We start from the raw sequence: 21,662 nt of genomic DNA, 5'->3' as shown, positions 1-21,662 counted from the left end.
ACTAAAGGTTAGCGCTGATGAGGCAAGGTATTAAGGATGTCGGCAACATGCAAGACCTTGTTGTTTACAACGAGTGAAGCGCATACTTGTTCTAGGCTTAAACCCGTTAACACAGCATAAAAAGCGCTAAAACTCGTCTGTTAGGCGCATTTTTTACCTTCCGACTAGTGCCTTGAATGGCCTCACAAGGGAACAACCATTCCATCATTCATTGCCTTGAATGAGCTGCCAAAAAACACGCTGAGTCGATCACTTTCTTATACTGATTAGTATTAAACTGATTGGTATCAAAATATTTAGACATAAAAAAACCAGCCATTTGGCTGGTTTTTTAACTCCTGTCTAAGCTTATCCTTGAGGACGCATTGCAGGGAATAAAATTACGTCACGAATAGTGTGAGTGTTAGTAAACAGCATCACCAAACGGTCAATACCTATACCTTGACCCGCTGTCGGGGGTAAACCGTGTTCTAATGCTGTGATGTAGTCAGCGTCATAGAACATAGCTTCATCATCACCAGCATCTTTAGCATCGACCTGCGCTTTAAAGCGTTTATCTTGATCTTCAGCATCGTTAAGCTCAGAGAAACCATTAGCCACTTCACGACCACCGATAAAGAACTCGAAACGGTCAGTGATGAAATGATTTTCATCATTACGACGCGCTAGCGGTGAAATGTCCGCTGGATAACCAGTAATGAAAGTCGGTTGCATCAGCTTAGGCTCAGCGGTTTCACCGAAGATCTCTTCGAGTAACTGGCCACAGGTCCAGAACTTCTCGATTGTCATACCTAAGCTCTTAGCGAGGTTACGCATAAATTCAACGTCTTTGACCTCTTCATAGGTCATTGACTGAATGGTTTCATTGTCTGGGTTGTACTTCTTAATTGCGTCTAGCATGCTTAAACGCGCATAAGGACCACCGAAATCAACAGTATGCTCGCCATACGGAAGCTGTGCGCTACCACATAGCTCAATCGCGATAGAGCTGAGCATCTCTTCGGTAAGATCCATTAGATCTTTATAGTCTGCATACGCCATATAGAATTCCATCATAGTGAATTCAGGGTTATGGCGAGGCGATAGACCTTCATTACGGAAGTTACGGTTGATCTCAAATACGCGCTCAAAACCACCAACCACTAGGCGCTTAAGGTAAAGCTCTGGCGCGATACGCAGATACATAGCGATATCAAGCGCATTATGATGAGTTTCGAACGGACGAGCCGATGCGCCACCAGGAATGCTATGCATCATTGGCGTTTCAACTTCCATGAACTCTTTTTTGATCATAAAGTTACGGATTGCAGATACCACTTTAGAGCGCATGATAAACGCATTGCGAGACTCTTCGTTAACGATCAAATCGACATAACGCTGACGATAGCGAGTCTCTTGGTCAGTTAGACCATGGAACTTTTCAGGTAGTGGACGCAGCGCCTTGGTGAGTAATTGGTACTCTTCCATGTTGACGTAAAGATCGCCTTTACCAGAAAGGTGTAATTGACCAGTAACACCAATGATGTCACCAATATCGAGACCTTGATATTTCTCTTTCAGCTCTTTCTGTACATCTTTACCAGCATAGGCCTGAATACGACCGCTCACATCTTGGATAACCAAGAATGGACCACGTTTCGCCATGATACGCCCAGCAATAGAACGCTGAATATTCATGCCTTCCAACTCTTCTTTGGTCTTGTGACCAAATTCAGCTTGGATATCTGCCGCTTTATGTTTTCGATCGAAGTTATTTGGGTGACCGTTAGCAGGGCAAGAAGCGCGTACATGCTCCAACTTGGCACGGCGCTCTGCAATTAACTTGTTTTCGTCTTGAGTTTGTTCAGTCATCTTCTTCTCTCGTTAAAGGCCAGATTTAAGGCTAGCTTCAATAAACTTATCCAGATCGCCATCGAGGACGCTCTGAGTATTTCGATTCTCTACACCGGTACGCAGATCTTTAATGCGCGCATCGTCGAGCACATATGAGCGGATTTGGCTACCCCAACCGATATCAGACTTAGCATCCTCGGCGGCTTGCTTATCAGCATTTTGCTTAAGCATCTCCAGCTCATACAACTTAGCTTTAAGCTGCTTCATTGCTGAATCACGGTTCTTGTGTTGTGAACGGTCATTTTGGCACTGCACCACGGTATTGGTCGGCAAATGGGTAATACGGATCGCCGATTCAGTCTTGTTGACGTGCTGTCCTCCGGCCCCTGACGCGCGATAAGTGTCGATACGCAGATCCGCTGGATTAATGTCAATTTCAATTGAATCATCAATCTCTGGATAGACGAAAACCGAACAGAAAGAGGTATGGCGCTTACCTGACGAATCAAATGGTGATTTACGGACTAAGCGATGTACGCCCGTTTCGGTACGTAATGAGCCAAACGCGTATTCACCAGTAAACTTAATGGTCGCGCCTTTGATACCGGCAACGTCACCATCGGTCACTTCCATCAACTCAGGCTTATAACCCTTTGCTTCACCCCAACGCAAATACATACGTAGGACCATGTTGGCCCAATCCTGCGCCTCTGTACCACCAGAGCCAGATTGAATATCCAAGTAACAGTCTGATGCATCATGAGGGCCAGAAAACATGCGGCGGAACTCGAGTTCTTCTAAGCGTTTTTCTAAATCACTTAGCTCACTAGAGGCGTCGTTAAAAGTCTCTTCATCGTCTTCTTCAATAGCAAGTTCAAGAAGACCTTCAATATCTTCCAAGCCACTATCCATATCATCGATAGTCTTGACGACAGCCTCAAGAGAAGCACGCTCTTTTCCTAATGCCTGAGCATTATCAGGATCATTCCACACTTCAGAGCTTTCAAGCTCTCGGCTAACTTCTTCTAGACGCTCACTCTTGGCATCATAGTCAAAGATACCCCCGAAGAAGTTGGGTACGGTCAGCCAACTCCTTGATTTTAAATTTTACTGGATTTACTTCAAACATGACTTTTTCTACTTAAAAAACGATGGGCAGGAGTGCAAACGCGGTATTTTAACTCAATCACCCGCTTTAGCCTAGGGGCAGTGAACTTTTTACAGCTTGTTTTTAGCGCTATTTAGTTGGCTGTTTTGATAACCCAAAGACCATGACCTTGCTTCATTTTGCGAAGCATCACCGGCAATGCAGCCAAACTAATCTAGGCAGCGCCCACCTCAAGTTGCTTGCCATGCTTTAATGACGATTTCATCCGCTTTTGTATTAAAGCTACTCTGGTTTGTTGATTTACTCGACTTAGCTTAAGAATGAGAGTGAGCGAAAACCAACATATATTCAAGGGCTAGCCATAATTTTTTATAAGATCTAAGACACATCTCACCAATTGAAATTTGCTAGCTATACTTTATTAATATGGACCAAAAGCGAAACCAATGTTGCTATCACGAAGATGAAGGATTTTCATGCACTGAGCCCGCAGAACCTTCAGGTTTGTGTTACTGGCATGATCCCAAAATCATCAAAGATAAACCTGACGATATTGCCAGACTCGAGGAGTATGCTCGAAGCGGCGGTATGCTTCGGGGTATAAGTCTTAAACATGCACAACTTCCCGGCATAGACTTAGTGCGCCATCATCAAAAAACCGGGTTTGACATGAGCCATGCCGAGCTTTACCGCGCCAATTTGCAAGGCGCACACATGTTTAACCTCAATCTGCAAAATGCCAGCTTAATGAAAGCAGATCTGCGCGAAGCTAATGTACACTGCGCCAACTTAGTGAATACAAACTTGCTTGGTATAAAGTGGAATGGGGCCAAAATAGAGAATATTCATACGGGTAAGGTGCTCAAGCAAGAACGTTTAGCCAACGAAGCCGATCGCCTTAGAGAGCACGAAATCGCCGACGACTATTTTGAGCAGGCAGAAGAGATCTATCGTGATCTACGTAAAGCCGCCGAACGTGAAGGGTTATTCGCCATGGCAGGGGATTACCTGCGTAAAGAACTCACCATGCGCCGCCATCAAATGCCTAAATACAGCTATTCTCGCATGCTATCGAAAATGATCGATATTTTTTGTGGTTATGGTGAGGCCCCAATAAGAGTTATCGTTTTTTCAATGGGGTTGATCTTTGTCTGCGCGCTACTCTACCTTTTTACGGGATTAAACTATGATGGTAATGTGCATATTTTTAAATTGAGCAACAGTTTCTCCGCTAACCTCAATCTCTTCTTTAACTGCCTATATTACTCTGTCGTTACATTTACCACCTTAGGTTATGGTGACTTTACCCCAATAGGATATTCGAGGGCCATAGCCGCTATAGAAGCCTTTACCGGTAGCTTTACCATCGCATTATTTGTGGTTGTATTTGTGAAAAAAATGACACGTTAAACCTTCATGCTGCCAGCCCTAGCGGCAAAATCAGATAGCGCTCACCAAACCACCCCAGCAAGCCTCGACACGATCCCACTCTTCAGTACTATCGTGATCCCAACCACACAAACAGCATTAATTTGCACTACTAAGACCTGTCGCTAAAACAGCTCTGGGTATACTCAAGCAAAGCCTTAATCTCTATATGTACTAACTCAGGGTCATGGATTGCCGAGCATAGTTCACGAATCTAATGAAGGTCCCTATTAATGATAAAACTCAGTTTCGATGGTAAAACGGCTAATGCATCCTTAGGTGAAAACCTGCTTACCTGTGCCACCAATGCAGGAATAACAATCCCTAATTTGTGTCACCACACACCTCAACCTCACAGCAATAGCACAATTAACAATAAACAGAGCTGCGGGCTCTGCTATGTAGAATTGACCAATTCCAAAGGTGAAGTAACAACGGTCAAAGCCTGCGAAACCAGGATAACGGAAACAGTCAGCATCATTACCCATTCAGCAGCACTGAGTAAGATCCGCCAAGCATCCCTAAAACAACTATTAAGCGATCATTTTGCCGATTGTGAAGCTCCTTGCCAGCAAGCCTGCCCCGCAGGCGTCGATGTCCAATCCTACCTATTTCAAATAGCTCAGGGCAATCACCGAGAAGCAGTCAAGATAATCAAAGATACCTTACCACTGCCCTTATCTATCGGCCGCGTATGCCCCGCATTTTGTGAGTCTGCATGCCGCCGAGGCGAACTCGATGAGCCGTTAGCCATAAGGCAACTTAAACGCCATGCGGCCGATATCGATCTGCAGGGTGATAGTTACATTCCCAATAGAGCGCCTGCAACGGGTAAAAAAGTCGCTATTATTGGTAGCGGCCCAGCAGGAATAAGCGCCGGCTTTTATCTATCCAATGCTGGCCATGAGGTCACTGTATTTGAGGCGATGCCCAAAGCTGGCGGCTGGTTAAGATATGGCATTCCCGAGTATCGCCTGCCTAAAGCGATACTGGATCAAGAACTCGAATTACTCTGCAAAAATGGGATGAATATTCAAACAAATACTCGTCTCGGAAGAGATATTCACCTCAATGGTCTATTGGACTCTTTTGATGCCGCCTGCCTGGCCATTGGAGCGCAAAAAGCCGTACCGATGAACTATCCAGGGGTCGAGCTCGATGGCTGCTACCTTGGGGTTGATTACCTGAGAGACTTTTGCACCGATAAACACTACATCACAGGCAAAAAAGTCGCCGTCATTGGCGGTGGCAATACGGCTATAGACTGTGCCCGCACGGCTCTCAGAGAAGGTGCAGAAGTCACACTGGTTTATCGACGCACTCGTGATGAGATGCCTGCCGAAGATTATGAAATTGAAGAGGCTGAACACGAAGGTGTACGCTTCTATTTTCTAACTAATCCCATTGAGAATCATGCTGACAGTCATGGGCGTATTAATAGCGTCACCTTCGAGAAAATGGCACTCGGTGAAGCAGATGCTTCGGGGCGACGATCGCCTAAAGCCACTGGCGAAACCTTCAATGAGGCGTTCGATACGGTGATCCCTGCGGTATCACAAACACCCGATATGGCGTTTCTTGGTCACCCCGAAAGCCAGTTGTCTACAGGTGAAGTCGCACTAACGCGCTGGAACACCTTCTCAGGTTGCGAACACACCATGTCATCTGGTATTGAAAAGTTATTTGTTCTCGGTGACTCTCGAACAGGCCCCGCCACAGCGGTAGCCGCCGTAGCAGATGGCAAGAAAGCCGCTGAAGCTATCCAAAAACAGCTTAATGACCAGCTCACATGTGAACTCACACAAAAATCGTTTAACTCAGAAAAACGCAGCCAAACCCCATTAAATACGCATCATTTTCCTCAGCGATTAAATCAAAAAAAAGCAAAAATGGCTGAACTTTCAGTAGAAGCGAGACAGCAGAACTTCGATGAAATTGAGCTTGGATTTAGTGATGAAACGGCCATTGCAGAAGCGGCTCGCTGCCTCGAATGTGGCTGCCAAGCTAACACCGATTGCAAGCTCAGGGATTATGCTAGTGAATATCGTATCGACAACACAACACTCGACAGCGAGCAACACCGACATTTTGTCCAGGATAGCAGCTCACCTTTTATCAACTTTGATCCCAATCGCTGCATCAGTTGCGGCGCCTGCGTTGCCATGTGCCACCAACAAGCTGGACATAATGCAATCAGCTTTGAGGCCGACAGTTATCTGGCTATTCCGCAAGGGGCGCCACATGACACACTTCGTCAGGCTCCTCGAGCCGGATTTACTGCCACAATGGCAGACAGTCAATGCGTGCAGTGCGGCAACTGTGTTCAAGTTTGTCCAACTGGCGCGCTAACCGATGCGCGCGACAAGGCCCAGGGGCGCAAGGCCGCACTAAAACAAACATCCACTATCTGCACCTATTGTGGAATTGGTTGTCGAATGACCCTTCATACCGACCCAACCAACGACAAAATACTGCATATAAGTGGCGACGCAGCATCACCTGTCAACGAGGGAATGCTGTGTGTCAAAGGGCGATTTGGCTTTGACTTTGTAAATAGCGCTGAGCGTCTAACTACTCCACTGCTACGCAAGCAGGGACAACTGGTCGAAGTAAGCTGGGATGAAGCTATCGCCTATATTGCAAGCAAGCTTAAGCAGATCAAAGAGCAGCATGGTAGCGATGCCATCGCAGGTCTTGCATCCGCCAAAGCCACCAATGAAGATAACTATCTATTTCAAAAGCTATTTAGAAGCGTTATCGGTACCAATAATATCGATCACTGCGCTCGTTTGTGTCATGCCTCAACGGTAACAGCTCTGCAAGACGCCCTAGGCAGTGGCGCCATGACTAACGATATTCCATCGATTAAAGAGTCTGATCTCATCTTTATATTAGGCTCAGATACTGAAGTGGCTCATCCCATTATCGCCTCCAAGATAAAACAAGCTATCGACCAACATGGTGCAAGACTCGTCGTTGCCGATCCAAAACGAGTCAGTATTGCCGACAAGGCTGAGCTTTACCTTTGCCATCGCCCAGGTTCAGATGTCATGCTGCTTAATGCCTTAATGCAGCAAATCATTGTTAATAATTGGCACGATCTTGATTACATTGAACGCCGTGTCGATGGATACAACGCGCTATACAATGAGGTGATGAAACCAGATTACAGCCTTGAAAATGCGGCATTAATCACCGGTGTCAGTGCAGAGCAGATAAGCTTACTTGCCAAGATGATTGGCACTGCCAAGAAGACGGCAGTTTATTACGCCATGGGGATCACTCAACACACCAGTGGCCATGACAATGTCACAGCTATTGCTAACCTACAACTGCTGTGCGGCAACATAGGCGTCGAGGGAGCGGGGATCAATCCTCTACGGGGCCAAAGCAACGTACAAGGCGCCTGTGATATGGGGGCGCTACCTAACTACTTTACTGGTTATCAAAAAGTCGATGACCCGAAGGTACAGCGCCGCTTTAGAAACGCTTGGCACAACGAGGAACTACCTTCAAACATTGGCATAGCCGCAACCGAGATGATGCATTCCTTGGCTCACGGACAACTTAAAGCGCTCTATGTCATGGGGGAAAATCCGATTCTGAGCGACCCTGATCAGGCCCATGTACTCAAAGGGTTAAAAAATGCTGAATTATTGATAGTTCAAGATATCTTTATGACAGAAACGGCTCAGCTTGCCGATGTCGCGCTACCTGCGGCGAGCTTTGCTGAAAAACAGGGGCACTTCACCAATACCGAGCGCCGTGTTCAGCAGTTACAAGCGGCTATCCCATCTCCGGGTGAAGCTCGTCAAGACTGGCAGATCATTAATAATATCGCCAATGAACTCGGTGCCAATTGGTCATATCAAGATGAGCGCCAAATTTGGCATGAGATCAACCAAGTCACACCACAATACCGCGGCATTAATTGGCAGAGCCTCGATGCAACTAACCCTATAACTAGCGAAGGGATACAGTGGCCTTGCCCAAGTGAAGGGCATCCCGGCACTCCGATTTTACATACTGAGCAATTTACCCGAGGCAGAGCAATTATGACGCCTGTAGGCTATAGACTGCCAGCGGAAATGCCCTGTAAAGAGTACCCTTTTATGCTGTCGACAGGGCGGCTTCTAGAACAGTTCCATACAGGCACTCTGACTCGGAAGACTGATGGCTTAAACCAATTAGCGACACCTAGAGTGATGATATCGGCTTTCGACGCCGATAAACTGCAGCTCAGCAATGGCGATATGTTAACTCTTTCTACTCGGCGTGGAGCGATTAATATTGCTGCTTTTGTGACTAAGCGAGCGCAAGCTGGCGTGCTGTTTTTACCATTTCACTTTGCCGAGGCGGCAGCCAATAAACTCACTAATAATGTGCTCGATCCGGTAGCAAAAATTCCTGAGTTTAAGATCTGCGCGGTGAAAGTTGAAAAAGCACAATACAGCGAAGCGGTATAGTCAAAGTAGCGGAACTAAAACAGGACTAGAAGCCTGTAGTTAAAGCAGTGCTCACAACAAAAGGCCGCTAATGAAATAGCGGCCTTTACTTTTACACTTTAGAGTAACTAAACCTTAAACTGTCCCAATAGCTTATCTAAGTTACGCCCTTCATTGGCCAAACCTTGGCTAATATCAGACGCATTGTTGCTCGATTGCAACAGCTCATTAACGATATCTTGGATAGCAAACACGTTTCGATTAATCTCTTCTGTAACCGAACTTTGTTCTGTCGCTGCGGTGGCAATTTGCGTACTCATATCGTTGATAGAGGTCACCGCCGAGGTGACAGCACCTAAACTATCAGAAATCGCCCGTGATGAGATGACCGAACGATGGCAGCTCTGCTGACTCGACTCCATACTGGTCACCGCTAGCGACACCAGATTGTGAAGCTCAGACAGCATCTCATTAATCTCTAAAGTGCTCGCCTGAGTTCGACTTGCTAAACTTCTCACTTCATCGGCAACCACCGCAAAACCGCGTCCTTGCTCTCCCGCTCTAGCCGCCTCAATCGCTGCATTAAGTGCAAGCAAATTAGTTTGTTCTGCGATACCACCAATAACGCTTAGTACGCTATTAATTCTCTGAGATTGCTCATTAAGCGAATTAATATGATTAGCTGCGGTATCGATTTCAGACATTAAGTTAGACACTTCATGTAACGAGCTGTCTACACACTGCTGGGCATTACTCACATCATCAGTGGCGGCATGGGTCGCTTCTGCAACCTGGCTGGTATTCATTGCCACTTCAGATGCTGTCGCCGACATCTCAGTGATAGCCGTAACCACTTGGTCGGTTTCATTATTGTGACTAATCAACTGTGCGGCCATGGCGGCAGTTTGCGCTGAAATATTGTCGGCGCCACCTTTGACCTCAAGGGTGGCTCTGGCAACATCTTTGATAATCCCCTGAAGCTTATCGACAAATTGATTAAACGCTCTACCCAGCATGGCAATTTCATCACTACCATGAACATTTAAACGCTTGGTTAAATCACCTTCTCCTTTGGCGATATCTTCAAGGTTTTGCACCATGTTATGTATAGGATTAACCATACGCTGTGCGGCAATTAAAATAACCACTGCAGTTACTGCGACTAAAATAAATGCGATAAAGATAATCATCATGATTTTATCATTCATATGATTAGTCATCACATCGCGGTAGCTATCCACCTGAACATCGATATCATCGGTATAAGCGCCCGTTCCCAAAATCCACTCTTTACCCGGCACGGTGGCGGAGTAGCCAATTTTAGGTACTAGCCCTGTGACCCCAGGCTTAGAGTAATCGTAATTAAAGAATCCATCGTTGCGCCTCGCCGAATCGATAAGTCCCGCAACAATTTTCTTACCATTGGGATCGGTCATACCGATCTGTGCAGTACCTTCTAATGCAGGCTTAACTGCATGAAAACGGTTAAAACCATCGAAATCGTAAATATAGAAATAACCCGCACTGCCAAATTTGACATTACGTAGTGCTTTATTGACATCCCCAGCAGAACCAAGACTTAACTGGTACTCGACGATATCCAATGCGATATCAACTTGGTCTTTTAACTGTGCCTTTCGTTCGCTATAGAGACTATCTCGAAAAGTGGTCATGTTCTCTTCAAGTGAACTAGATTCGAGGTTATAGGTAATCGAAACCAAAAACAAAAAACTTAAAATCAAGGGCGATAGTGCAAAAACCAGCAGCTTATTCTTCATTTTTAATTGCCACATTTTTTTCTCCTGGGGCAAGTGATGCATCTACAAGCTAAAATATAGCTAATAAATGGGAATATCAGTGATTATTTATACTGAGGCGGTAATAGATCAATAATTTGGCTGATTGAACACTCTTCAGCAAAAGAAAGCAACGTTAGTTAATACAATAAGATTAAAGTGTTAAATAGATCAAGTCACCTAACACTAATTGCAGCGTTCTGTTTATCGAACGCTTTAAGATAAAGCAAATAATGTCATCCAAGAAGCAGTGTTAAATTTGAACTAATACCAAGCAGGCTAAAAATAAATAACAACCACATAATGTTGAGCCTAAATAGTTTAAGTAAACTAAAACCAATCAGCACAATGAGAACATCAACCAAAGAAGTCAAAGCACTGCTCATCACCGGAGTAACAAAAGCCGTCACAAGCAAGCCCACAACTGCCGCATTAATTCCCGAGATCCCCCCTTGTATTGAAGGAAGCTCAAGAGAGCTTTGCCAACTGTGACATACCGCTAAAAATAACAAAAAACCAGGCAAAAATATCGCTATTGTTGCGATAACAGCCCCTAACAATGGTGTATCGTTAAGTAGTTCGGCACCGAGAAAAGCAGCAATTGAAAACATCGGTCCAGGAACGGCCTGCGCCATCGCATACCCAGTAAGAAAACGTTCACTAGTCATATTCTGGCCAACCGTCATTTCTAGTAATGGCAGCACAACATGGCCTCCACCAAAAACTAAAGCGCCTGCCTGATAAAATTGAGCGAATAACTGACTCATTGGTTCATTCTGATCAATAAACAGCAAGCTAAACGCAAACAGTAATACAAATAAAACTAGCCACTTGTAATTAAATTTGATTGATTGAGCAGATTGATGACGCTGTAGTGTTGCATTTAAAGAACGGGGAGATAAAAAATAATACCCCATGGCGCCTGCAATGAACAATATGCCCAGCTGACTCCAAAGAGTTGAAATCGATAACGAGATAATAGCCGCCAACATCATTATTATCCGAGTTATTAGTTTACGACAAAACTGATTATACATAGATAGGACGGCATCAAAAACAACCACTACGGCCATCAACTTCAGCCCATGGATCAAACCATTAAACCAACTTTCATTGAGCCAAGGATCACTGGAAACAGCCAGAGAGAACAGCAACACAAAGGAGGGAGAAGTAAACCCTAAAAACGCCGCTATACCGCCAAGTAAGCCAAATCTATGGTAGCCAATGGCAAATCCTACCTGACTAGAGCCAGGCCCTGGGATCACCTGGCTTAACGCGACAAAACTGGCATAGGTATTGGCATCGAGCCAATTTAATTCATCGACGAAACGTTTTTTAAAATAACCGATATGAGCAGCAGGACCACCGAAACTCATCAAGCCTAATAGAAAAAACTGCCAAAAAATCGCCAACACCATCGCATCCTTTTATCCAATAGAGCCGATAGATTATTACTGCTGCGTGACAGCTTAATGACAGACTTTGGTCAATGCCTCTTTGGTATCAAGCAGGATTAGATCTCACGTTGTAACATGACTAGTACTTCGAAATGGTCCGTATGAGGAAACATATCAAAAAGTTGTACCTTAGTGATTCGGTAACCATTGATCTGTTGTAGATCTTTAGCCAAGGAGTACGGATTACAACTTGAATATAAGATAGCCTTAGGGGCAAATTGACTAAGTGAATGACAAAGCGCTTCGCCAATTCCCCTTCTTGGAGGATTAACAATAATCAGATCGGGTTTATCTTGGGCATCGCCACCACGAGCAAATTCGGTAGAATCAAGTGCAGTAAATTGCACATTTTTAAGCCCCATTGCCGCTGCTGACATCTTGGCACAAGCGATGGCTTCAGGCTCAATTTCAATACCCGTTAGTGCTATCTGCTTTGATGCGCAATGCAAGCCAAAACCACCCACACCACAAAACAGATCCCAAATCGCACTAGGTTGTAATTGCGCAGTCCATTCACGAGCGGTTTGATACAGTTTTTCGGCAATCTCTGGATGAGTCTGGAAAAAACTTTTAGGGCGAATAAAGAGAGGCACATCATTGAAGCGCTCCTCTAACCGTGTTGCTTCACTCAGAAAGATCTCCTCGTCACCTTCCAAAATAGCCATGTGAACGGGTTGCAGATTAACTGACACCACTTTTATCTGCGGATATTCAGAGAGTAATGTCGATAGTTCCCGCTCGATGCGCTCAATCGCGGTTGTCGAACGCAGTACAAACCTCAGCATATACTCACCACGCACTTGACTGCGCGTCAGCAAGATATACTTAAGTTCGCCTTTTTGTTTATCAACGCGATAAGGCGGGATCCCAGCTTGGCGTACGAAGCGTTCGAGTCGATGCAACAACTGCTGCATCTCTGGGGGATAAAGCGAACAGTCGCACAAGCTAACAGGCTGACCACTTGGGCTAACTAAACCTAAAATAGGTTGATGCGCGGCGCCAAGCACCACCATTTTCGCCTTATTGCGAAATCCGCTCTCTGGACCTGATATTGGTGGCAACCATTGCTCAACGGAGATGTCGGCAAAAAGCTCACCTAGTACTGCTGACTTTGCCGCTAACTGCGCCGACAACGGCATCTCAATATTGCGACAAGATAGGCACTGCTTGGCATCGAAATAAGCACACTTCACGAAAACTGGACTCGCTAAACGGGATAAAAAAGGCGCTACACTTTAGCCCTTTTACGGTAAAAAATCATCCCATCACTGGGATTTATTAAACACTGCAGAGTTAGATTCATACAATAGCCCTTAATCCAAAGTCAGTGAATTAATGTCAGCTTTAATTGGTCTCGCCCCTAACTGCTCAGCAATCCAGGTGACTGCCACCTCTGCAGTATGGCGAAAAGTGGTTAACTTACCGCCATAAATAGTTAACAGATGTGGGTGAGTTTCTTGGCTACTCATCAAAGTCTCTCTTGGAAGGTCAAATGCCTCGCCACTTAGCTTTGGCAGCACCCTAATACCACAATAACGACCGACTATCTTTTTATCTAATTGATTACTATCGGCGAGATGTGGAAAATAGTGGGCAAAAATACCCAGTAAATAGTCGGTTTCGGCACGAGTTATTCCAGCATCTTCTATTGTCGAGATTGGGGTTTCTGTGGTGCCAACCATAGTCTTACCATGCCAAGGGATCACAAACACCACGCGTTTGTCATAAATCGATTCAAGGTACAAAATCCCACTTGGCGGCAGAATATCGAGCACCAGATGACTCCCCTGCACTAACTCTATGTTGACCTTAGAGATTGCGGGTGACACTAGATCTAGTGTCTGATTAACCCAAGGACCGGTAGCATTGATGACACTTTTAGCGAAGATCTGTTTGGTTTGTTGCTGACATTGATAATCCAAGATACAGCCTTCAGCGTTATGAGTGATGTGTTTAATATCGACGTTAATTTCAATAGTTGCACCTAAGGCTTTGGCACTTTTTGCTACGGCTAAGGTTAAGGCATGATCATCTGTTTGCGCATCCCAATAGCGAAACACTGCACGCAATCCCTCAAGCTTTAATCCCAGTGAAGTCCACTCTTTAGCGTCGACAGATTTAAACTGCCCCAAAGTATCAAATTCACTTAACATCGCATAAAGACTTAAACCCGCACGTATTGCTAACGGACCTCGCTTACTCCCTTGATAAATAGGAATATAAAAAGGCACAGGCTTAACCAAGTTTGGCGCTAAAGTTAATAATGCCTTGCGCTGAGCCAAAGACTGTCGCACAAGACTAAGTTGCCCTGTCTCTAAATAACGTAAACCGCCATGAATTAGCTTACTAGAATTAGCAGAGGTTTTCTCTCCGATCCCCTCTTTTTCTAATACGAGAACACGATAGCCAGCAGCTTGCGCACACTGGGCAATGCCGACACCCGTAATACCGGCGCCTATTATCACTACATCAACAGCGTCCATACTGCGTCCTCTGGTTACACACTTATTGCGAAATTCAGTTCTTATCAGGTTTATCAGCGTTATCTAGGTAGCGGTAAGCCTTATCACAAAGTTGCTTTAACTGGGCAAACTCTTCGGGTTCGCCACCTAATTTACAACGCATTTGCAATGGAACCTCTACAGCCTGCTCTCTCAACAACGCCCCTTTATCGGTAAGGTGCAGAACCCTTACTCTTTCATCGAGTTCACTTCTGCCTCGGTTGACCAATCCCTTTGCTTCGAGTCGTTTAAGCAGTGGAGTTAGCGTCCCAGAATCCAGATGCAGCTTTTCACCAAGTGTTTTCACGCTAATTCCCTGATGTTGCCATAACACTAACATCGCTAGATACTGGGAATAGGTTAAATCCAAACGTTCAAGTAAAGGTCTATAGGCACGCACCATAGCGTTCGCCGCACTATATAACGAGAAACAAACCTGATTTTCCAAAGAGAGAGGATCACGCTGACTATCTTGACTCATTTTGACTTTACCATTATTTAATTGCACACAACCTTTAGTCAGTTTACTGCAATGACGAAACAAAGTGAAAATTTATCAAACATTTTATTTATAGAAATCTAAAGTCAATAAATTGTCATTTATACATAGACTTAATCAAATTACTACGCAAAACCATTAAGATAGTATCCGACTAGATTATGACGCTAGAAAAATAGCATCGCTTTGTCATTACATTTGACCAGTAGCGAGCAAAAACATGATTGATTTTCAAGCGAAAAAGGCCTAAGTTGCGTCCGAGGTTTAGATTTTTACTTTATAAAACACATTGGAGGTGTTCACTGTGAAGCGTCAGCTAATAGTGGTTGTGCCATTTCTGTTTCCCCTACAAGCGAGTGCTTATTGCCCACAAAACATAAATTTTGGCGATATTCCGTTTGAAAAAAATAGTTCGTACTTTGCTAATAAACATACAAAACAATTACAGCAGTTAATAGAAAAGACTCAGTCTGACAATGGCTACTTGCTGTTAGAGTTCCCCGTATTCAAAGGCCAAACAGATAAGAAACTGAGACAGTATGATATGTGGTTAGCGAATCGCCGTATCGAGCGTGTCCGAAACTATTTATCACAATCTGACTATAACCAACCCGTCGTCACTCGTATCCTCACCGCGAGTAACACAGACTCTCGCACATTGAGCATACATTGGTGCCAACCAGAACATGAGCAAACGATTGTCGCAGACGCAAACCAAAATCTTCACAATCTTGAATAGTGTTAAGCTACTTTGGCTAAATCAAAAATCGATACATGTGTTATTTCAGCAGGCAAAAAGCAGTGCTGGTTAACACTTTGCGTACATTTCAAGATTTCCATAGCAAATCGAGAACATAAACTTAAACTCCCCTTTTTTGCACAGTAAACTGTTGCTAGAGGATTTACGCCTTTGTCATCATGCTCTTGATTTGGTAAACACTTCCCGGGGAGGGAATATGTTAAGACCCCTGATTCTATGTTTGTTAATACTCTTTAGTACAATCCCATCATTTAGTCAGGCAGCTGACAGTCCAAACCCAGCGACAAGTACCTGGCATTATGTAGATGCGCAAGGCCAGCTAAAAATAAAATTGTACTTCTTCTGGTCTAAGACCTGTCCTCATTGTGCAGAGGCTCATCCTTTCATCGATGCACTACCTGAAAAATATCCTTGGATTGAGCTTGAGTCCTATATGGTTTCAGCAGAAGGAACCATGGATAAATGGCAGCAAATAGCCACTGAAACTAAGGTGCCTGCACGTTCAGTTCCCTATATAGCATCATGCGAAAAGGCTACTGTAGGCTACAGTAGCCAAGCGGTTACTGGTGAGTATATTTTACAAAGTCTCAAGACATGCTACCGCTCATTGGGTGGAAAAATCGATGAAGCAGACACAGGTGTTACGTCCGTTAATACTTCTACCGATGATGCATCCCCATTATTTGCCACTTGTAGTGAAAGCGCAGAAGAAGGCACCTGTGATTTAGGCTTGAGCAACAGCGACGAAACTCAGGTTAGCAATGTACAACCAATTGAATTACCGCTTATTGGGGTGATTGCACCAGAAACACTTTCGCTTCCAGTGCTTACTGTCGTGCTTGCTGGAGTCGATGCATTTAATCCATGCGCCTTCTTTGTATTGCTGTTTTTACTATCCATTATGGTTAACGCCAAAAGCCGCAGTCGCATGTTGATCGTTGGCGGGATATTTGTCTTTTTCTCTGGCTTTATCTACTTCTTATTTATGATCGCTTGGCTCAATATTTTTGAGTTACTCGGCGCAGGCAGTGATGGGGGATTAATAATCCTAGGCGCAGGGCTAATGGCATTAATCGCAGGAACGCTTAATATTAAGGACTATTTCTTTACCAAAGGTGAAGTCACCTTATCAATGTCTGCCGAAAATAGAACGGGTTTGATAAAACGAATGGGCAAACTCACGAGTGCTAGCAGTATGGCCGCGATGATAGCCGGCACTGTGGTATTAGCCATTCTTGCTAATGCATACGAGCTATTATGTACTGCAGGCTTCCCAATGATTTACACCAGCGTTCTATCTATGCATGAACTGCCAGCTGTGGAACGTTACATGTATTTGGTGTTTTATAATGTCGTTTACGTGATCCCGCTTGCGGCTATTGTTATTGCGTTTAGTGCGACCCTAGGCAAACGTAAACTCACTGAAAAAGAGGGGCAAACCCTAAAATTGATGTCTGGCATTATGATGATTGGCCTAGGCGGCACATTAGCAGTTGACCCAACGGCGCTACAAAATGTCACCCTAGCGGTGGGCTTGATAGCAGCCTCAATCGGTTTAACTTTTGTCGTGACGCTAACCAGAAAACTGGTGACTAAAAACAGCTAATAAGACCTTTTATTGGGTGAACACGTTCGATTAAAAGTTCACCCTAAGGTTTTACCAAACAGAGCCGATAATACTATAGTTAAGACGTGTCACCCTACTTATGTAACAGACATACATCAATTTAAGGCGGTAATTATGGCAGTAACAGTTGGAACAAGTAATCTTCAACCCAACCTAAGCAACGGAAGTGTTGGTGTGAAAGTGGCTCAACTTGCTAAAGAGCAACAACAGGCTGAGGGAGAGATTGCACTACAATTGATAGAGGCGGTGGATGCAGCCCCTAGTGCACAACCTGTTGGTAATAGTGGTCACAATATTAATACAACAGCTTAGTCAGAAAAAATATCGATAGCAACGCCATCCACTTAATCGATCGAGGTAAGGTTTTTAATTGTGCCTCGGTAACGGCTCCATGCATTACCCTATCTTCTATACCCATATCATCGTGCATTAAAGACATTCACAACACCCGACCTCCAGGGATGGAGGGAATGTCTTAAGTATATCGGGAACACACAAAACCTTGTTGTTTGCAACGAGTGAAGCGCACAGTTGAACTCGGATCAAACTCGTTAACACTGCATCAAAAGTGCTAAAAATCGCCTGTTAAGCGTGGTTTTACCTTGCGAGTTCTGCGTTGAATGGCCTCATAGGAGAGCCAAGCATTACATCATTCATTCGCCTTGAATGAGTTACCAAAAAAACACGCAGAGTCGATCACTTTCCTTTACTGATTGATATAACAGCCTCATCGAAGCTTTTGGGTATATAATTGTTCACACCTAGAAAAACTGCTCAGATTAGCTAATAAAATATAAATTTACTCAATATCTTAGCTAAATTATATGGTCAAATAAAAAACAGCCAGCATATAGCTGGCTGTGATCAACTTAATCTATACCGCTTTAAGCAGCAATCGTCTCGGTCGACTCGCTGTGGCGAATTAGATAATCGAACGCCCCTAAGGATGCGGTAGCGCCGCTTCCCATTGCGATGATGATCTGCTTATAAGCCGAGTTAGTGACATCCCCGGCAGCAAACACACCAGGTAGTGATGTTTCACCTTTACCATCAACGATAACTTCACCTCTATTAGTCAGTTCAAGCGTCTCTTTTAACCACTCTGCATTGGGTATTAAACCTATCTGCACAAAGATACCGGCTAGCTCAACGTGATGACTTTCACCTGTCGCTCTGTCTGTATAATTTAGCCCATTAACGCGGGCACCATCACCCGTTACTTCAGTGGTCATCGCCTGAGTAATAATTTTAATATTGCCCATGGACGCAGCTTTACGCTGTAATACTTCGTCAGCGCGTAATTTACTGTCAAACTCTAGCACAGTGACATGTTCAACGATATTGGCTAAATCTATCGCAGCTTCAATACCTGAGTTACCGCCACCAATCACCGCAACTCGCTTCCCTTTAAACAGCGGGCCATCACAATGCGGACAGTAAGCCACACCTTTTCCGCGATATTCTTGCTCACCGGGTACGTTCATTTCACGCCAACGAGCACCTGTAGCGAGTAATATGGTTTTACTGCGCAGCACGGCGCCACTTTCTAATTCAAGCTCGAAAAGCTCAGCGCTCTTTAAACTCAAAGCACGTTGGCTATCCATAATATCGACATCATACTCATGAACATGGGCTTCTAAATTGGCAACCAGTTTAGGCCCCTCAGTCGCTTTGACAGAGATAAAATTCTCAATCCCTACGGTTTCAGCCACCTGCCCACCAAACTTATCGGCGACGATACCTGTACGTAACCCTTTTCGAGCAGCATAGATAGCAGCTGACGCCCCCGCAGGGCCCCCGCCAACCACTAATACATCGAATGCCTCTTTCTGATTAAGTTGCTCAGCCTTTCGGCTACTGGCATTGACATCGAGCTTATTGAGAATTTCAACAACGCTAATGCCACCGACAGAGAATGCTTCACCATTAAGGTATACCGACGGCACGGCCATGATATTACGTTCATTCACTTCGTCTTGGAAAAGTGAACCATCGATCATCACATTGGTAATATTAGGATTGATCGCCGCCATCATATTCAATGCCTGCACCACCTCGGGACAAGTTTGGCAGCTCAATGACACATAGGTCTCAAATTGATATTTGCCAGGCAGCGCACGGATCTGCTCGATTAGTTCACTATCGAGCTTGAGTGGATGTCCACCAGTATGCAATAACGCCAATACTAGTGACGTAAATTCATGCCCCATAGGTAAACCAGCAAAGGTGATTTCGCTTTGGGATTCTTTATTGGTTACAGTCATCGACGGGGTGCGCAAACCCGCAGATTCGGTCAATGACACTAAATTTGATATGTTAGCAATATCTGTTGCTAACGACTTTAATTCTTGCGCTTTGGGACTGTCATCTGCAGATACGACAAGTTCAACTGGGCGCTTGAGGTTTTGCAGATAAGTAGTCAGCTGACTTTTTACATTCGCATCTAACATGAAAACTCCTAACAATAAGACAATGATTAATGATTCAAGAAAACTAAGATAAAAGGCCAGCTCACGCTTTGCAGGGAGCTAACATAAGCTGGCAGGAGATAATGGGGCTTAGTTAATCACCAAGCCTTATCAGATAAGGGAGATGAGTCCTTATCTGATAGGAGTTAGCGAGACATTAGATCTTACCAACGAGGTCTAGAGATGGTGCAAGTGTTGCTTCACCTGGCTGCCATGCTGCTGGACATACTTCACCGTCGTGAGTAGCAACATATTGAGCAGCTTGGATCTTACGAACCAACTCAGATGCGCTACGGCCGATACCTAGGTCATGAACTTCAGCAACCTTGATTTGACCTTCAGGGTTAATCACAAACGTACCACGTAGCGCTAGGCCATCTTCTTCGATCATCACGCCAAAATTACGTGTGATAGTGCCGGTTGGGTCACCAATCATTGGATAGTTGATCTTACCGATAGTGTCTGAACTGTCGTGCCAAGCTTTGTGAGTAAAGTGAGTATCAGTAGAGACTGAATACACCTCAACGCCCATAGATTGCAGCTTCTCGTAATGATCTGCCATGTCACCTAATTCAGTTGGGCAAACAAAAGTGAAATCAGCTGGGTAGAAGAAAACGACTGACCACTTACCTAGTAGATCTTGCTCTGTCACAGAGATAAAATCGCCATTGTGGTATGCAGTTGCAGAGAAAGGCTTGATTTCAGTGTTGATGATAGATTGTGTCATTTATAGCTCCATTTACGTTATTAACGGATTTTGTTACGGGTTGACGACAACTGCCGAAACCCTGTATTCGTTGTCGATGGAGTAATAATAACGACTGAAGGCAATTAAATATAACGGATAAAAGCTATCATGCTAATCGGTTTTTGTAATTGAACTATTTTCCCAACTCAAAAACCGATTAGTAAAAAGATAAAGTCTTTTAAATAGTAATCACTGCCAGTGCTCAAAACGAGTAAGGCTGCGCGCTAAAGGAAAGTCGAGTTGTACTGATAATTGCTGTGCATCTGCCTTCAAACCGCTACTGGTTATATCTCTGGCCACTTTGCCAGCAATCACAACCCAGTTGCCACCTCCTGTTAAGCAGGCTCTCACCTCAGAAAAGTGGATTTGCAACAAGGCTAACAACTCCCGATTTTGGCTATGTTCCTTCCAACAATTAAGCACCAAGTAACCATCGGCTTTAACCATGCTCGATGCATTAGCGATAAATGTCTCGGTCAATTGATTCTCATCGACCCCATCTGCACCGTATATATCGGCAAAGATCACATCGGCCTTTTTATGATCACGCTGCACTAAAAAATCGGTCGCATCTTGATGAATGAGCGAAAGCTTCTTACCTATGGGAAGTTGAAAATAGCGTTTAGCCACCTCGATCACGCTAGCCCTAAGCTCAACTGCGGTAACATTAATCGCCCGATCGTAATTACGCAATGCGTGAATAAGCCCCCCACCACCTAGACCCAATACAATCACTCGCTTTGGCTTAATAAACAGTAACACCAATAACATAGCTTGAAGGTAAGTATGCTGAGGAATATGCGGTGCGCTCTTGAGTAACTTACTTTGTTCGTCCGTGTCGCCAAATGAGAGTAAACGCATATCTCTATCTTCGAGTACGATCACTGGCCCGAACTCATCTTCACTGCGGTGTATAGTCTGATAATCTGTCATGCCATTTCCAAAATAAGCCCATTACAATAAGCCGCTTATTTCTTAAGTACTAATAGAAT

General features: G+C 44.5%; 15 protein-coding genes. 5 read left to right on the top strand and 10 right to left on the bottom strand.

All coding sequences use genetic code 11. The annotated features are described in order from the left end of the window. Window positions 1-348: 348 nt before the first annotated feature. Complete coding sequence (lysS, locus tag K0I62_RS03770) at window positions 349-1,851, bottom strand: lysine--tRNA ligase (protein WP_220070196.1); 1,503 nt, start codon at window positions 1,849-1,851, stop codon at window positions 349-351. Between the two features lie 12 nt (window positions 1,852-1,863). Beyond that, window positions 1,864-2,962, bottom strand: a protein-coding gene (gene prfB, locus K0I62_RS03765; RefSeq protein ID WP_220070195.1) for a peptide chain release factor 2 whose coding sequence is annotated in 2 segments (ribosomal slippage) — window positions 1,864-2,886 and window positions 2,888-2,962 — 1,098 coding nt in all. Because the reading frame shifts where the segments join, the coding sequence is not laid out codon by codon here. A 405-nt stretch (window positions 2,963-3,367) separates the two neighbouring features. Between prfB and K0I62_RS03760 the strand changes: the two genes are divergently transcribed. Together K0I62_RS03760 and fdhF are read left to right on the top strand one after the other, a co-directional pair. After that, window positions 3,368-4,351 carry an ion channel gene (locus tag K0I62_RS03760; RefSeq protein ID WP_220070194.1) on the top strand — a complete coding sequence of 328 codons (984 nt, stop codon included), beginning with the start codon at window positions 3,368-3,370 and terminating at the stop codon, window positions 4,349-4,351. A 251-nt stretch (window positions 4,352-4,602) separates the two neighbouring features. After that, entirely contained in the window at window positions 4,603-8,835 is a 4,233-nt protein-coding gene (gene fdhF, locus K0I62_RS03755) for a formate dehydrogenase subunit alpha (RefSeq protein ID WP_220070193.1), read from the top strand. 107 nt (window positions 8,836-8,942) lie between these two features. On the opposite strand, the gene K0I62_RS03750 is transcribed toward fdhF, so the two are convergent. The 5 genes from K0I62_RS03750 to ohrR all read right to left on the bottom strand — a co-directional run bounded on the left by K0I62_RS03750 (window position 8,943) and on the right by ohrR (window position 15,049). After that, entirely contained in the window at window positions 8,943-10,607 is a 1,665-nt protein-coding gene (locus tag K0I62_RS03750; protein ID WP_220070192.1) for a methyl-accepting chemotaxis protein, read from the bottom strand. A gap of 239 nt (window positions 10,608-10,846) precedes the next feature. After that, entirely contained in the window at window positions 10,847-12,025 is a 1,179-nt protein-coding gene (gene chrA, locus K0I62_RS03745) for a chromate efflux transporter (protein ID WP_220070191.1), read from the bottom strand. A 98-nt stretch (window positions 12,026-12,123) separates the two neighbouring features. Beyond that, entirely contained in the window at window positions 12,124-13,260 is a 1,137-nt protein-coding gene (gene rlmC, locus K0I62_RS03740) for a 23S rRNA (uracil(747)-C(5))-methyltransferase RlmC (RefSeq protein WP_220070190.1), read from the bottom strand. A 120-nt stretch (window positions 13,261-13,380) separates the two neighbouring features. Further along, window positions 13,381-14,550: a glycerol-3-phosphate dehydrogenase/oxidase gene (locus tag K0I62_RS03735; RefSeq protein WP_220070189.1), complete on the bottom strand. Its 1,170-nt coding sequence runs from the start codon at window positions 14,548-14,550 to the stop codon at window positions 13,381-13,383. Window positions 14,551-14,584: 34 nt separating this feature from the next. Then, the gene (gene ohrR, locus K0I62_RS03730; RefSeq protein WP_220070188.1) at window positions 14,585-15,049 is read right to left on the bottom strand and encodes a transcriptional regulator OhrR; all 465 of its coding nucleotides are present in this window, start codon (window positions 15,047-15,049) and stop codon (window positions 14,585-14,587) included. Window positions 15,050-15,371: 322 nt separating this feature from the next. On the opposite strand from ohrR, the gene K0I62_RS03725 reads away from it, so the two are divergent. The 3 genes from K0I62_RS03725 to K0I62_RS03715 all read left to right on the top strand — a co-directional run bounded on the left by K0I62_RS03725 (window position 15,372) and on the right by K0I62_RS03715 (window position 17,766). Then, entirely contained in the window at window positions 15,372-15,806 is a 435-nt protein-coding gene (locus tag K0I62_RS03725; protein ID WP_220070187.1) for an OmpA family protein, read from the top strand. A gap of 217 nt (window positions 15,807-16,023) precedes the next feature. Beyond that, on the top strand, window positions 16,024-17,433 hold the full coding sequence (locus tag K0I62_RS03720; RefSeq protein ID WP_220070186.1) for a cytochrome C biosynthesis protein: 1,410 nt from the start codon (window positions 16,024-16,026) through the stop codon (window positions 17,431-17,433). 135 nt (window positions 17,434-17,568) lie between these two features. After that, window positions 17,569-17,766, top strand: coding sequence for a cytoplasmic protein (locus K0I62_RS03715; protein ID WP_220070185.1), 198 nt, complete (start codon window positions 17,569-17,571; stop codon window positions 17,764-17,766). A gap of 572 nt (window positions 17,767-18,338) precedes the next feature. Here the strand turns inward: K0I62_RS03715 and ahpF are convergent. The 3 genes from ahpF to K0I62_RS03700 form a co-directional block, all read right to left on the bottom strand. Beyond that, window positions 18,339-19,904: an alkyl hydroperoxide reductase subunit F gene (gene ahpF, locus K0I62_RS03710; protein WP_220070184.1), complete on the bottom strand. Its 1,566-nt coding sequence runs from the start codon at window positions 19,902-19,904 to the stop codon at window positions 18,339-18,341. Window positions 19,905-20,079: 175 nt separating this feature from the next. Further along, a complete protein-coding gene (gene ahpC / locus K0I62_RS03705) occupies window positions 20,080-20,649 on the bottom strand; it encodes an alkyl hydroperoxide reductase subunit C (protein ID WP_220070183.1) in 570 nt (189 codons plus the stop codon). Window positions 20,650-20,859: 210 nt separating this feature from the next. After that, window positions 20,860-21,603: a spermidine synthase gene (locus tag K0I62_RS03700; protein ID WP_220070182.1), complete on the bottom strand. Its 744-nt coding sequence runs from the start codon at window positions 21,601-21,603 to the stop codon at window positions 20,860-20,862. Window positions 21,604-21,662 lie beyond the last annotated feature (59 nt).

Origin of the sequence: Shewanella psychrotolerans, from assembly GCF_019457595.1 — a bacterium.
In the GTDB taxonomy this organism is placed as follows: domain Bacteria; phylum Pseudomonadota; class Gammaproteobacteria; order Enterobacterales; family Shewanellaceae; genus Shewanella; species Shewanella psychrotolerans.
The sequence above is the reverse complement of the archived record's forward strand: the minus strand, read 5'-3'. Positions and strand labels throughout refer to the sequence as shown.

Excerpts from the sequence above, each read along its gene's own strand:
- lysS (WP_220070196.1), bottom strand. The coding sequence starts at position 1,851 with ATGACTGAACAAACTCAAGACGAAAACAAGTTAATTGCAGAGCGCCGT.
- K0I62_RS03760 (WP_220070194.1), top strand. The coding sequence starts at position 3,368 with ATGGACCAAAAGCGAAACCAATGTTGCTATCACGAAGATGAAGGATTT.
- fdhF (WP_220070193.1), top strand. The coding sequence starts at position 4,603 with ATGATAAAACTCAGTTTCGATGGTAAAACGGCTAATGCATCCTTAGGT.
- K0I62_RS03750 (WP_220070192.1), bottom strand. The coding sequence starts at position 10,607 with ATGTGGCAATTAAAAATGAAGAATAAGCTGCTGGTTTTTGCACTATCG.
- K0I62_RS03735 (WP_220070189.1), bottom strand. The coding sequence starts at position 14,550 with ATGGACGCTGTTGATGTAGTGATAATAGGCGCCGGTATTACGGGTGTC.
- ohrR (WP_220070188.1), bottom strand. The coding sequence starts at position 15,049 with ATGAGTCAAGATAGTCAGCGTGATCCTCTCTCTTTGGAAAATCAGGTT.
- K0I62_RS03720 (WP_220070186.1), top strand. The coding sequence starts at position 16,024 with ATGTTAAGACCCCTGATTCTATGTTTGTTAATACTCTTTAGTACAATC.
- K0I62_RS03715 (WP_220070185.1), top strand. The coding sequence starts at position 17,569 with ATGGCAGTAACAGTTGGAACAAGTAATCTTCAACCCAACCTAAGCAAC.
- ahpF (WP_220070184.1), bottom strand. The coding sequence starts at position 19,904 with ATGTTAGATGCGAATGTAAAAAGTCAGCTGACTACTTATCTGCAAAAC.
- ahpC (WP_220070183.1), bottom strand. The coding sequence starts at position 20,649 with ATGACACAATCTATCATCAACACTGAAATCAAGCCTTTCTCTGCAACT.
- K0I62_RS03700 (WP_220070182.1), bottom strand. The coding sequence starts at position 21,603 with ATGACAGATTATCAGACTATACACCGCAGTGAAGATGAGTTCGGGCCA.